This is a genomic window from Paraburkholderia sp. EG286A, from assembly GCF_040965375.1.
Lineage (GTDB): Bacteria > Pseudomonadota > Gammaproteobacteria > Burkholderiales > Burkholderiaceae > Paraburkholderia.
Genome location: NZ_JBFRCB010000009.1, coordinates 273,291 through 287,099, shown reverse-complemented (window position 1 = coordinate 287,099; position 13,809 = coordinate 273,291). Strand labels below are relative to the sequence as shown.

The 13,809-nt window shown below is 66.5% G+C and carries 10 protein-coding genes; 6 read left to right on the top strand and 4 right to left on the bottom strand.

Annotated elements, in window-relative coordinates; translation table 11 throughout:
• Positions 1-160: 160 nt before the first annotated feature.
• From AB4Y35_RS34805 to AB4Y35_RS34790, 4 genes are all read left to right on the top strand, one after another.
• On the top strand, positions 161-1,051 hold the full coding sequence (locus AB4Y35_RS34805; RefSeq protein WP_342924577.1) for a MurR/RpiR family transcriptional regulator: 891 nt from the start codon (positions 161-163) through the stop codon (positions 1,049-1,051).
• A complete protein-coding gene (iolG, locus tag AB4Y35_RS34800) occupies positions 1,044-2,066 on the top strand; it encodes an inositol 2-dehydrogenase (protein WP_368707953.1) in 1,023 nt (340 codons plus the stop codon). Before AB4Y35_RS34805 ends, iolG begins: the two co-directional genes overlap by 8 nt.
• A gap of 58 nt (positions 2,067-2,124) precedes the next feature.
• Positions 2,125-3,192, top strand: coding sequence for a Gfo/Idh/MocA family oxidoreductase (locus AB4Y35_RS34795; RefSeq protein ID WP_368707952.1), 1,068 nt, complete (start codon positions 2,125-2,127; stop codon positions 3,190-3,192).
• Positions 3,193-3,298: 106 nt separating this feature from the next.
• Entirely contained in the window at positions 3,299-3,526 is a 228-nt protein-coding gene (locus AB4Y35_RS34790; protein WP_028208042.1) for a sulfurtransferase TusA family protein, read from the top strand.
• 85 nt (positions 3,527-3,611) lie between these two features.
• Here AB4Y35_RS34790 and galU read toward each other — a convergent pair whose 3' ends face one another.
• The gene (gene galU / locus AB4Y35_RS34785) at positions 3,612-4,493 is read right to left on the bottom strand and encodes a UTP--glucose-1-phosphate uridylyltransferase GalU (RefSeq protein WP_028208043.1); all 882 of its coding nucleotides are present in this window, start codon (positions 4,491-4,493) and stop codon (positions 3,612-3,614) included.
• Between the two features lie 79 nt (positions 4,494-4,572).
• On the bottom strand, positions 4,573-7,440 hold the full coding sequence (locus AB4Y35_RS34780; protein ID WP_368707951.1) for a valine--tRNA ligase: 2,868 nt from the start codon (positions 7,438-7,440) through the stop codon (positions 4,573-4,575).
• A gap of 285 nt (positions 7,441-7,725) precedes the next feature.
• Between AB4Y35_RS34780 and AB4Y35_RS34775 the strand changes: the two genes are divergently transcribed.
• Together AB4Y35_RS34775 and AB4Y35_RS34770 are read left to right on the top strand one after the other, a co-directional pair.
• Complete coding sequence (locus AB4Y35_RS34775; RefSeq protein WP_342924573.1) at positions 7,726-10,104, top strand: UvrD-helicase domain-containing protein; 2,379 nt, start codon at positions 7,726-7,728, stop codon at positions 10,102-10,104.
• Positions 10,105-10,147: 43 nt separating this feature from the next.
• A complete protein-coding gene (locus tag AB4Y35_RS34770) occupies positions 10,148-10,966 on the top strand; it encodes a 5'-methylthioadenosine/adenosylhomocysteine nucleosidase (RefSeq protein ID WP_342924572.1) in 819 nt (272 codons plus the stop codon).
• Positions 10,967-10,985: 19 nt separating this feature from the next.
• On the opposite strand, the gene AB4Y35_RS34765 is transcribed toward AB4Y35_RS34770, so the two are convergent.
• Positions 10,986-12,884, bottom strand: a complete 1,899-nt coding sequence (locus AB4Y35_RS34765; RefSeq protein WP_368707950.1) for a propionate--CoA ligase — start codon at positions 12,882-12,884, stop codon at positions 10,986-10,988.
• Between the two features lie 188 nt (positions 12,885-13,072).
• A complete protein-coding gene (locus AB4Y35_RS34760; protein WP_368707949.1) occupies positions 13,073-13,669 on the bottom strand; it encodes a hydrogenase maturation protease in 597 nt (198 codons plus the stop codon).
• Positions 13,670-13,809 lie beyond the last annotated feature (140 nt).

The window sequence follows — 13,809 nt, the reverse complement described above, 5'->3', positions numbered from 1 at the left end:
TCGCCTCGCGACTTGCAACGAAAATTTCATTGCAAATAAAAATGGAAAATCTGTTCCATTCGTGTGACACGCTGCCTATAATCGGCTCCGTCGGCATGCCGTGGAATCAAGGCCTGGTAAGGCTTTGCGGCAGTGCGGCAACCAGCCGGGGAAAACCATCATGGCGGATGACACAACCGACGCCGTAGCGGGCGTAGACGAATTGATGCAGCGCATCGCGCACGATTACGAGGCGCTGCCGCGTCAGCTGAAAAGCATCGCGACCTACATCGAGCAGCACCGCGCGAGCGTGATGATGGACCGCACGAGCGACATTGCCGCGAGCTGTGGCGTGCATCCTTCGGCAGTGGTGCGCTTTGCGCAGCGCTTCGGCTTCTCGGGCTTCTCCGACCTGCAGGCCGTGTTCCGCCAGGCCTATGCGGGGCAGGGCGCCTCGGCCACGAGCTATCAGCAGCGCATTCGCCAGCTGATCGACGCCAAGGAGGGCGAGGCGAGCCCGGACATGGGCGGCGCCGTGGCGCGCGAGTTCATCGGCGCGTGCCGCAGCGGGCTCGATGAACTCGAAGCCGGCCTCGACGGCGCGCAGTTCGACGAGGCCGTGAAGATGCTCGAGCAGGCGGACAACATCTACGTGATCGGCGTGCGCCGCTCGTTTCCGGTGGCGAGCTACATCGTCTATGCCCTGCAGCACACGCGCAAACGCGTGCATCTCGTCTCGGGGCTCGGCGGCATGTATCACGAACAGATTCGCGGCGTGAAGAAGGGCGACGTGGTGATCGCCATCAGCTTCGCGCCCTATGGCAAAGAAACGCAGTACTGCCTGCGCGTGGCGCAGCAGCATCACGCTAAAACACTTGTCATCACGGACAGCCAGCTCTCGCCGCTCGCGCGCCACGCGAACGCGCAGCTTTATGTGAAGGAGGGGAGCGCGTTCGCGTTCCGCTCGCTCACCAGCACCTTTTGCCTGTGCCAGGCGCTCTTCATTGCGCTCGCGTACCGGCTCGAACTCAACGTGGAAGAATCGACCGACACCGGAGGATACGATGACTAGTGCAGCAAGCGGCGCAGCGACAACGCTGGATGTGGCGGTATTCGGCGCGGGGCGCATTGGCCGCATTCATGCGGGCAATCTCGCGCGCCAGCCGGGCGTGCGTCTGAAGTACGTGATCGATGTCAATCGCGAAGCGGCCGCCGCGCTTGCCGCACAGCACGGTGCGCAGGTCGTGGATGTGGACGCCGCGTTCGGCGACGCTTCGATCGGCGCCACGGTGATCTGCTCGAGCACCGATACGCACGCCGAACTGATCCTCAAGTCGGCCGCCGCGGGCAAGCATATCTTCTGCGAAAAGCCCGTCGACCTGACCATCGAGCGCGCGCGCGCCTGTGCTGAAGCCGTTCAGCGCGCGGGCGTCGTGGCCATGATCGGCTTTCAGCGCCGCTACGATCCCACCTTCGCCGCGCTCAAGACGCGCCTCGACGCAGGCGAGATCGGCACGCCGGAAATGCTGATCGTCACGAGCCGCGATCCGGGCGCGCCGCCGGTGGAGTACATCAAGCACTCGGGCGGCATCTTCAAGGACATGCTGATCCACGACTTCGACATCTTCCGCTGGATTCTCGACGACGAAGCGCTGAGCGTGCACGCCACGGGCAGCTGCCTGTCCGATCCGGCGATTGCCGACGCGGGCGACATCGATTCGACGGCCGTGACGATCCGCACGAAACGCGGGCGTCTCTGCCAGATCAACACGGCGCGGCGCGCGGCCTATGGCTACGACCAGCGCTTCGAGGTGCTCGGCAGCGAGGGCATGCTGCAGGCGGGCAACATGAAGCCGACCGAAGTGGTGGCGTGGTCGAAGACTGCTGTCGCGCAGGACGTGCCGGAGGCGTTCTTCCTCGAGCGCTATCGCGCGGCCTACGCGCGCGAAATGGCGCACTTTCACGAAGCGGTGACGCAGGGCGTGCCGGTGCGCACCTCGGTCGCGGACGGCCTGAAGGCGCTGGAGCTGGCCGAAGCCGCCTCGCTGTCGTGGCGCGAGGGCCGGGTGGTGACGCTGGGCGACTGAAACGGATCGAGCGCGAATCGAGCGCGGATCAAGTGCGGATCAAGCGAGGAGAGCAAGGATGCAGGCAATCGATCGTGCCCAGCCGTTGCGCGTGGGCGTGGCGGGACTGGGGAGGTTGGGGCGGCGGCATGCGCAGAACCTGGCGTATCGCGTGCCGGGTGCAACGCTCGTGGCCGCGTGCAGTCCGCTCGACGCGGATCTCGCATGGGCGCGCGAGGCGCTGCCCGCCGCGCGGCTGTACGGCGAGTATGCCGATTTGCTGGCCGATCAATCGGTCGATGCCGTGTGGCTCGTCACGCCTTCGGCATTGCACGCCGAGCAGATCGTGCAGGCGCTCGAAGCGGGCAAGCACGTGTTCTGCGAGAAGCCGCTCTCGCTCGACGTGACCGAATGCGAGCGGGTGGTCGATGTGTCGCGTCGTCATACCGACCGGCAGGTCACCATCGGCTTCATGCGCCGCTTCGATCCGAGTTATCAGGATGCCTACGCAAAAGTGCAGGCGGGCGCGATCGGCAAGCCGTTCCTGGTGCGCTCGCAGACCTGCGATCTCAACGATCCCGAAGGCTTTTTCGTGCGCTTTGCGCCGACTTCGGGCGGCATTTTTCTCGACTGCACGGTCCACGACATCGACGTCGCGCGCTGGCTGCTCGGCAAGCCGCGCGCCACGCGGGTGTACGCCGCGGGCGCGATCGCGCTGCACGAAGGCCTGCGCGAATCGGGCGACGTGGACAACGGCGTGGCGATCTGCGAGTTCGAGGGCGGCCGTCTCGCGATGTTCTACGCCTCGCGCACGATGGCGCACGGCAACGACACGTCGAGCGAGGTGATCGGCACGGCGGGCGCGCTGGCGATCGGCCGCATCCCGCGCGCGAATCGCGTCGATGTCTACGATTCGACCGGCGTGCGCAGCGTATGCACACCCACGTTCTTCGACCGTTTCGAAGAGGCGTTCCTGATCGAAGCGCAGGCGTTCGTCGCGGAAGTCGCGGCGCGCAAGGCGGGCGGCGCGCAGAAGGGGAGCCTCGGCGCGACGCTCGAAGACGCCCTGGAGGCCACGCGCATCGGCCAGGCGCTGCGCGAATCGCTGCATACGGGGGCGGCGGTCACGCTGTCAGCCGTGCCGTGATCGGGACGCAAGCGGGGGCTGGCGTGGCTGCGGTAAAATCGACGCTATTGCCAGCGCCGTCTCACGCCGTGACGGTGCGCCACCGAAGGATCCAACCCCGATGCAGATTCAGGTTCACAAGGAAGTGGATGCGCGCGGGCTGAACTGCCCGCTGCCGATCCTGCGCGCCAAGAAGGCGCTCGCCGACATGGAAAGCGGCCAGATCCTCAAGGTCCTCGCGACCGATCCAGGCTCGCAGCGCGATTTCGCCGCCTTCGCGAAGCAAACCGGCAACGAGATCGTGGAAAGCTCGCAGCAGGACAAGACGTTCGTGTTCCTGATGCGCCGGCGCTAAGCGCATCGGCAGATAAAAAATGGCCCGCATGAGAATGCGGGCCATTTTCATTTGCGCACAGCGGAAGGTCTCAACCGGGGGCGCCTTAGCCTTCCAGCACCGGTTTGCGCGTACGCAGATACTCGTCGAAATCCGCGCCGACTTCCGGATGACGCAGCGCGAACTCCACCGTCGCCTTCAGGTAGCCGAGCTTGCTGCCGCAGTCGAAGCGCGTGCCGTGGTACTTGTAGGCGAGCACCTGTTCGTCGGCGAGCAGCGACTGGATCGCGTCGGTGAGCTGCAGCTCGCCGCCCGCGCCCGGCTTGATCGACTTCAGATGCTCGAAAATGCGCGGCTTGAGCACGTAGCGGCCGACCACGCCGAGGTTCGACGGTGCGACTTCAGGCGCCGGCTTCTCGACGATGCCCGAGAGCTTGACGATCGAGTCTTCCCACTCCTTGCCGTCGACAATGCCGTACGAGCGCGTTTCCGAGGGCGGGATCTCTTCCACGCCGAGCACCGAGCTATGGTAGTGGTCGAACACTTCGACCATCTGCTGCATGACGGGCGGCGTGCCGTAGAGCAGGTCGTCCGCGAGAATCACGGCGAACGGGTTGTCGCCCACGAGCTTTTCCGCGCACAGCACGGCGTGACCAAGGCCGAGCGCCTCGGGCTGACGCACGTAGAAGCAGTCGACGTTGTTCGGCTTGATGTTGCGCACCAGTTCGAGCAGCTTGGCTTTGCCGCGCGCTTCGAGTTCGGCCTCGATCTCATATGACTTGTCGAAATGGTCCTCGATCGCGCGCTTGCTGCGCCCGGTCACGAAGATCATTTCAGTGATGCCCGCAGCCACGGCTTCTTCGACCGCGTACTGGATGAGCGGCTTGTCGACCACGGGCAGCATTTCCTTCGGGCTGGCTTTCGTGGCCGGAAGGAAGCGCGTGCCGAGGCCCGCTACCGGGAATACCGCCTTTGTCACTTTCAGCATGTCTTTTGTCCCTGTCCTGGTGCTCGTGTGACGCCGCGGGTGCGGCGTCACGCGTTACAGCCTTTGGCCGGTATGGCGCTCAGGCCGGCAACCGCGCGAGTTGCGCGGTCAGCTTGTCCAGCGTTGCCTGGTATTCTGCCAGTCTTTTCTGCTCCTGCTCAACGACTGCGGGCGGTGCTTTTGCTACGAAACTCTCGTTTCCGAGCTTCGCCTTGCACTTCGTTACCTCATTGCCGAGGCGGGCGATTTCCTTCGACAGGCGTTCGCGTTCGGCGGCTACGTCGATCTCCACCTTCAGCACGAGCTTGTCCGTCCCTACGATAGCAACTGGCGCGCCTGCCGAGGCCGCATCGAGCGTCGCTTCGTCGGCGATGATCTGGACCTCCGAAAGCTTTGCAAGCGCCTGTGCATAGGGCGCGAACGTCGCGAGGCGCTCGGCATTGCCCGTGGCGAGCAGCGGCACCTTGGTGGCGGGCGAGAGGCCCATTTCGCCACGCAGGTTGCGGCACGCGTCGATCACGGCCTTCAGGTCGGCGGCCCACTGTTCCGCGGCTTCGTCGATCTTTTTGGCTTCCGCGACCGGGTAACGCTGCACCATGATCGATGCTGCGCCTTCGGCGACACCCTCGGGGTACGCGTCGGTGAGCGGCGCCACCTTCTGCCACAGCGCTTCGGTGATGAACGGAATCACCGGGTGCGCGAGGCGCAACACCGTTTCCAGCACGCGCAGCAGCGTGCGGCGCGTGGCGCGCTGCTGCTCGGGCGTACCCGTCTGGATCTGCACCTTCGCCAGTTCCAGATACCAGTCACAGTATTCGTCCCAGACGAACTTGTATATGGCGTTGGCCACGTTGTCGAAGCGATAGTCCGCGAAGCCCTTCGCGACTTCGGCTTCCACGCGCTGCAGGAGCGAGACGATCCAGCGGTCGGCCTGCGAGAAGTCCGTGTAGCCGCCAGGGCCGCAATCGCCCGGCTGGCATGCGCCCGGCTTGCTGAAACCGCAGTCGTGGCCTTCGCAGTTCATCAGCACGAAGCGCGTGGCGTTCCAGAGCTTGTTGCAGAAGTTGCGATAGCCTTCGCAGCGCGCGAGGTCGAAGTTCACGTTGCGGCCGAGCGTGGCCATGGAAGCCATCGTGAAGCGCAGCGCGTCGGTGCCGAACGCCGGAATGCCCTCCGGGAACTCCTTGCGCGTCTTCTTTTCGATGGTCGCGGCCTGCTTGGGATTCATGAGGCCGGTGGTGCGCTTCGCGACCAGCGCTTCGAGGCCGATGCCGTCGACGATATCGATCGGGTCGAGCGTGTTGCCCTTGCTCTTCGACATCTTCTGGCCTTCGGCGTCGCGCACGAGGCCGTGCACGTACACCGTGTCGAACGGCACCTTGCCGGTGAAGTGCGTGGTCATCATGACCATGCGCGCCACCCAGAAGAAGATGATGTCGAAGCCCGTGACCAGCACTGAGGAGGGCAGGAAGGCCTTCAGTTCAGGCGTATCCGCAGGCCAGCCGAGCGACGAGAACGGCACGAGCGCCGACGAGAACCACGTGTCGAGCACGTCTTCGTCGCGCTTCAGTGCGCCCGTGTAGCCCCTGGCTTCGGCCTGCGCGCGCGCTTCTTCCTCGCTCTTCGCGACGAAGATCTCGCCGTTTTCGCCGTACCACGCCGGGATCTGGTGGCCCCACCAGAGCTGGCGCGAGATGCACCAGTCCTGGATGTTCTCGAGCCACTGGTAGTACGTCGTGGTCCAGTTTTCCGGCACGAACTTGATCTGGCCGCTGCGCACCACGTCGAGCGAGGTTTCGGTGATCGACTTGCCGGGGTTGAAGGTGCCTTCGGGCGCGGGCTTCGTCATCGCGACGAACCACTGGTCCGTGAGCATCGGCTCGATCACGACGCCCGTGCGGTCGCCGCGCGGCACCATCAGCTTGTGCGGCTGGACCGAGTCGAGCAGGCCGAGCGCCTCGAAGTCGGCCACGACCTGCTTGCGCGCCTCGAAGCGGTCGAGGCCGCGGTACTTTTCAGGTGCGTTGTCGTTGACCTTGGCGTCGAGCGTGAGGATCTCGATCATCGGCAGGCCGTGGCGCAGGCCCACCTGGTAGTCGTTGAAGTCGTGCGCGGGCGTGACCTTCACGACGCCCGTGCCGAACTCGCGGTCCACGTATTCGTCGGCGATGATCGGGATCTCGCGGTCCGCGAGCGGCAGCTTCACGGTCTTGCCGATCAGGTGCGCGTAGCGCTCGTCTTCCGGGTGGACCATCACGGCCGTGTCGCCGAGCATGGTTTCCGGGCGCGTGGTCGCGACCGTGAGGTGGCCCGAGCCGTCCGTGAGCGGATAGCGCAGGTGCCACAGGTTGCCGTTTTCCTCTTCGCTCACGACTTCGAGATCCGAAACGGCGGTGCCCAGCACCGGGTCCCAGTTCACGAGGCGCTTGCCGCGGTAGATCAGGCCCTGTTCATAGAGGCGCACGAACACGTCGCGCACGGCGGTCGACATCTTGTCGTCCATCGTGAAGTACTCGCGCGACCAGTCGATCGAGGCGCCCAGACGGCGCACCTGGCCCGTGATGGTCGAACCCGACTGCTGCTTCCATTCCCATACGCGCTCGACGAACTTTTCGCGGCCCAGGTCGTGGCGCGAGATCTTCTGCGCGTCGAGCTGGCGCTCGACCACGATCTGCGTGGCGATGCCCGCGTGGTCCGTGCCCGGCACCCACAGCGTGTTGTCGCCGAGCATGCGGTGGTAGCGCGCGAGGCCGTCCATGATCGTCTGGTTGAACGCGTGCCCCATGTGCAGCGTGCCGGTGACGTTGGGCGGCGGCAACTGGATCGAGAAGTTGTTGCGGCCGGGCTCGAAGGTCGCGGCGGCGTAGCCTCGACGCTCCCATTCGGGGCCCCAGTGGGCCTCGATCGTCTGGGGCTCGAAGCTTTTCGCTAGCGTGCTGTCGCTCATGGGTGGAATCTGCCGAAAAAAGGATGCGGAAACGTTCGATTATAAGGGGAAGTCCTGCCGGAGCCGACGCGTCAGCCGCGCTGGGGCGATGGGCGGGCCTTGGTGCGCGCTGTAGTGCGGGCCGTCGTGCGGGCGTTCCGCGCGCGAGCCGCGCCGTGCCCGGGTCGCCCAAGCCGCCGCGTGCGTGCGCACTTATAATGGCGGTCTGCCATTCAACGACGGCGCGCCTGTGCCGCGCGCCACGTCCCCGGGGTCCCGCCCTGGGGTCACGCTCCTTTTCAGCCCATGCCCGAACTGCTCGCGAACCTGAACCCCGAACAACTCGCCGCCGTCACGTTGCCCAACGAACCGGCGCTCATTCTGGCCGGGGCCGGCAGCGGCAAGACGCGCGTGCTGATCACGCGTATTGCGTGGCTGATCCAGCAGGGCATGGCCTCGCCCTCGACCATCCTCGCCGTGACCTTCACGAACAAGGCCGCGCGCGAAATGATGGGGCGCCTCCAGGCGCTGCTGCCCATCGACACGCGCGGCATGTGGATCGGCACGTTCCACGGCCTGTGCAACCGCATGCTGCGCGCGCATTTCCGCGACGCCGGCCTGCCGCAAACCTTCCAGATCCTCGACACCGCGGACCAGCTCTCGGCCATCAAGCGTCTGATGAAGGGCCTGAACGTCGACGACGAGAAGTACCCGCCCAAGAACCTGCAGTACTTCATCAACAACGCGAAGGAGCAGGGCCTGCGTCCGAAAGACGTGGATGTGAGCGACGACTTCAACCGCAAGTTCGTCGAACTCTACGAAGCCTACGACCAGCAGTGCCAGCGCGAAGGCGTGGTCGATTTCGCGGAGCTGCTGCTGCGCTGCTACGAGCTGCTTGCGTACAACCCGCCGCTGCGCGCGCACTATCAGGGGCGCTTTCGCGACATCCTGGTCGACGAGTTCCAGGACACCAACAAGCTCCAGTACGCGTGGCTCAAGCTGCTCGCAGGGCCGGGCAACGCGATCTTCGCGGTGGGCGACGACGACCAGTCGATCTATGCGTTCCGCGGCGCGAACGTCGGCAACATGCGCGACTTCGAGAACGAGTTCCGCGTGAAGCACATGATCAAGCTGGAGCAGAACTACCGTTCGCACGGCCATATTCTCGATGCGGCCAACTACCTGATCGCGCACAACTCGCGGCGTCTGGGCAAGAACCTGCGCACCGATGCGGGTCACGGCGAGCCGGTGCGCGTGTACGAAGCGGCCACCGACTCGCAGGAAGCCGGCTGGATCGTCGAGGAAATTCGCGCGCTCATCAACCAGGGGCTCGCGCGCAACGAGATCGCCATTCTCTATCGCAGCAACGCGCAGTCGCGCACGATCGAGCACACGCTCGTGAACGCGGGCGTGCCGTACAAGGTGTATGGCGGCTTGCGCTTCTTCGAGCGTCAGGAAGTGAAGCATGCGCTGGCGTATCTGCGTCTCATCGACAATCCGAACGACGACACGGCGTTCGCGCGCGTCGTGAATTTCCCCACGCGCGGCATCGGCGCGCGCTCGATCGAGCAGCTGGCGGATGCCGCGCGCCTCTACAACTGCTCGATGGCCGCGGCCATTCCGTACGTCACGGGCAAGGCGGGCACGAGCCTCGGTTCGTTCGCCAGTCTGGTCGCGAAGATGCGCGCCGAGACCGCGCAGATGAGCCTGCCGGAAACGGTCGAATACACCGTGCGCATGAGCGGTCTCGCCGAGTTCTATCAGAACGAGCGTGAAGGCCAGGATCGCCTCGAGAACTTGCAGGAACTCGTGACCGCGGCCACGGCGTTCGTGAGCGAAGAGGGCTACGGCCTCGACACGCCCGCGCGCTCGATTCCGCTGCGCCCGGGCGCGAGCGCGGTGCCCGAGATCGTCTCGCAGGACGGCGAGATCGAAGTGCTCGACGCGCCCACGATCACCGACCCCGCGCAGAACCCCGACGTCATGACGCCGCTCGCGGGCTTCCTCTCGCATGCGTCGCTCGAAGCCGGCGACAACCAGGCGCAGGCAGGCCAGGACGCCGTGCAGCTGATGACGGTACACGCGGCGAAGGGCCTCGAATTCACGGCGGTCTTCATCACCGGTCTCGAAGAGGGCTTGTTCCCGCACGAGAACAGCGCGATGGAGGCCGACGGCCTCGAAGAAGAGCGCCGCCTGATGTACGTGGCGATCACGCGTGCGAAGGAGCGGCTCTATATCTCGTTCGCGCAGAGCCGCTTGCTGCACGGCCAGACGCGCTACAACGTGCGCTCGCGCTTTTTCGACGAGCTGCCGCAGGAATCGCTCAAGTGGCTCACGCCCAAGGTCGAGGCGGGCGCGCGCTGGGGCGGGCGTTCCGACAACGCCGGCTGGGGCCGCGACTGGTTCGCGCGTCCGGGCGGCGGCAGTGGCGGCAGCGAAGGCGGCCGTCGCGAGCGCGACGCCTATATCGCCGACAAGAGCCCGGCACCCGCGTTCGCCAACGAGCAGCGCGCCGCCGAGACGGGTTTCCGGGTGGGCCAGGGCGTGTTCCACACGAAGTTCGGCGAAGGCACGATCACGGCGCTCGAAGGCAGCGGCACCGACGCCAAGGCGCAGGTGCGCTTCAAGCGGCACGGCGAGAAATGGCTCGCGCTGGCGGTGGCCAAGCTGCAGCCGGTGGAGTGAGCACGAGTCAGCCTCAAACGACCCAGACGGAAATCATTCGAAGATGAACCTCTCGACCCAAGCGAGCGGCAGTGCCGCCCGCCCGCTCGGCGTGCTCGCCGCGCTGCCCCAGGAACTCGGCGATCTGATCGCGGCCATGCAGGCCGAATCGGGTGTCGTGACGCGCACGTTCGGCCGGCGTGACTATCACCTCGGCACCGTGCACGGCGCGCCGTGCGTGGTGACGCTCGCGCGCGTCGGCAAGGTGGCGGCCGCCGCCACCGCGAGCGCGCTGATCCATGCGTTCGATGTGGAAGCGATCGTCTTCACGGGCGTCGCCGGCGGCGTGGGCTCGGGCGTCCACGTGGGCGACGTGGTGGTGGGCGAAACGCTGCTCCAGCACGACATGAACGCCGAGCCGCTGTTCCCGCGCCACGAGATTCCGCTGCTCGCGCGCTCGCGCTTCGATGCCGATCATGCGCTGGCGCAGGCGCTCGCCGCGGCGTGCGAGCGTTTCATCGCGGAGGAGGGGCCGGAGTTGACCGCGCGCTTCAAGGCCGCGCTGCCGCGCCTCGAGACCGCGCTGCCACAGGTGCATCGCGGGCTCGTGATCAGCGGCGACCAGTTCGTGGCGAGCGCGGCGGCCGTGGGCGCACTGCGCGCGCTGCTGCCCGATGCACTCGCCGTCGAGATGGAAGGCGCCGCGATCGCCCAGGTCTGCCACGAGTACGACGTGCCGTGCGCGATCGTGCGCACGATCTCCGATACCGCCGACGAGCACGCGAGCACCTCGTTCTCGAGCTTCCTCACCGATATCGCAGGCACGTACTCGACGGGCATCCTCAAGCGCTTCCTGGCCGCCTACCGCCCGCTCGCACGCTGAGCGGGCGTACGCGCAGGCCTCAGCTGCCGCCTGCGCTGACCGCCTCGCGAATCGACTGCAGCGCCGAGGCATCCTCGATGGTCGGCAGGTCGCCCGGGTCGCGCCCTTCGGCGAGCGCCGCGATCGCGCGGCGCAATAGCTTGCCGGAGCGCGTCTTGGGCAGCATCGGCACGAAGTGCACGCGCGCGGGCCGGCCGATCGCGCCGAGCTGACGGTCCACCGTCGCGGTGAGCGAAGCCGCGAGCTTCTGTGCATCGGCGGGACTGGCGGCCGCATTCGCGTCGCGCAGCACGACGAACGCCAGCGCCGCCTGACCCTTCACCGCGTCGTTCACACCCACCACGGCCACTTCCGCGACTGCCGCATGCGACGAGATCGCCTCTTCGATCTCTCGCGTGCCGAGACGATGGCCGGCCACGTTGATCACGTCGTCGGTGCGGCCGAGGATCGTCACGTAGCCGTCGCTGTCCTGCACGCCCCAGTCGAAGGTCGAATACACCTGCTGGCCGGGCACGCTGTCCCAGTACGTTTTCACGAAGCGCGCGTCGTCGCCCCACACGGTCTGCATGCAGCCGGGCGGCAACGGGTAGCTGAGCGTGATCACGCCTTTCTCGCCCTGCGCGCAGGGCTCGCCCGTATGTTCGTTGCGCAGCACGAGGTCGTAGCCGTAGCAGGGCACGCCCGGCGAGCCGAGCTTTTGCGGCAGCGGATCGACGCCGCGCTGGATCGCCAGCATCGGCCAGCCGGTTTCGGTCTGCCAGTAGTTGTCGACGACGGGTTTGCCGAGTGCATCGGAGATCCATGCGGCCGTGGGCTCGTCGAGCGGTTCGCCCGCGAGAAAGAGCGTGCGCAGGCTCGACAGATCGGCGCAGTGCAGCAGCGCCGGGTCCTGCTTCTTGAGCACGCGTATGGCCGTCGGCGCCGTGAACATCAGGTTGATGTGGTGCTGCTCGACGAGGCGCCACCAGATGCCGCCGTCGGGGCGCACCGGCGTGCCTTCGTACATCACCGTGGTCATGCCCGCGAGCAGCGGCGCATAGATGATGTAGCTGTGACCCACCACCCAGCCGATGTCCGACGCCGTGAACATGGTGTCGCCGGCGCGTCCCTCGAAGATGTATTCCATCGATGCCGCGAGCGCCACCGCGTAGCCGCCTACGTCGCGCTGTACGCCCTTGGGTTTGCCCGTCGTGCCCGAGGTGTAGAGGATGTACGAAGGCTCGTTCGATTCGAGCCATTCGCAGGGAATCTGCACGTCGTAATGCTGCTCGCGCAGCGGCTCGTAGTCGACGAGATAGGGCGCGTTCAGCCGCTCGGGCGCGAGCTGGCGGTCGATCAGCAGCACCTTGGGCGGCGCGTATTCGGCGCGCGCCATGGCTTCGTCCACGAGCGGCGTGTAGTCGATCACCTTGCCGCCACGCGCGCCGGCGTCGGCAGTCACGAGCAGCACGGGCTTCGCGTCGTCGATGCGCGCGGCGAGGCTCGGCGCGGCGAAGCCGCCGAACACCACCGAGTGGATCGCGCCGAGGCGCGCGCAGGCGAGCATGGCGAACACGGCTTCGGGAATCATCGGCAGATAGATCAGCACGCGCTCGCCGCGCGCGACGCCGAGCGAGCGCATCACGGCGGCCATGCGGTTCACTTCGGCGTGCAGGTCGGCGTAGGTGTAGCGCCGCTCGATGCCGGTCTCGGTCGAAACGTAGACGAGCGCGTTTTGTTGCGCGCGCGACGCGAGATGGCGGTCCACGGCGTTGAAGCACAGGTTCGTGCGGCCGCCGCAGAACCAGCGCGCGAACGGCGGGTTCGAGCGGTCGAGCACCTGGTCGAACGGCGTTTCCCAATGGATGCGCCCGGCCTCGCGGCGCCAGAAGTCGTCGGGGTTCGCGACCGACTCGCGGTGAAAATCGCGGTAACGCATGACTACCTTCCTCCCGTGCTGATGGTGCAGCCGTTGGCCGGATCTGGCGCAGTTTTTCAGGATAGTGCAGTGCAATGCGGGCGGGCAACGCGGGTTCTCCCGCGGATTCTCTCGCAGCTTTCCGGGTAGGGGCGCATGCGGCGCGCCCGTCGGGTTCGTGCAAAGCCTGCGCAACCCCTGCGTGGCGTTCAGCCGCCGATTTCAGGACGCTCGACACGCGGCAGCGGTTCGACGCGCCAGCGGCGCAGCCAGAGCCGGGCGGCATCGACAGTTGCATCGAGCTGCGCGCGCACCGTGCTCGACAAGCCCGCGCCGTAACGGTCGCTGCCTTGTGGCTGCACACCGATCAGCACGATCTCGCGCGGCGAGCGGCCGCTCAGCTGCGCGCAGGCGAGCGCGTCGGCGAAGCCCATGCCGGGCCGGCTCGGGCGGCGCGTGTAGAGGTGCTCGGCCGCCGCATCGCCGGTGAGGACGCGCAGCGCGCCCGGTTCGAGCTCGAAATCGATTGCTGTGAGCACGAGCAAACGCTGCGTGGATTCGACGACGGGCAGGAGTGCGCGGCCGCGCGTGCCGCCCTCCACGAGCTCGACCTGCGCGGGGCATTGCCAGGTCGCCCGCAGCCGCTCGAGCGCGAGCACGCCCAAACCGGCGTCGCCCCATTGAACGTTGCCGAGGCCGAGCACGACCACCCGTTGCGGCGCGAGGGCCTGGCGCTTCGCGAGTCCGGCCAGGGCGCGGCGCGCGAACGCGCGCACCGCGCCGTCGTCGCGCGTCGTCCGCGGCATGGCGCCGATGTCGTGAGGTCGATGGAAGCGAAGGATCACGGTGATGGCTGATTGGATGAGTGGGGAATAGGAATAATCCGAGTAATCCGACAAACTTCCGTTGATACGGATCAAGCGAGATAGGCTTTAACGTGATAAAG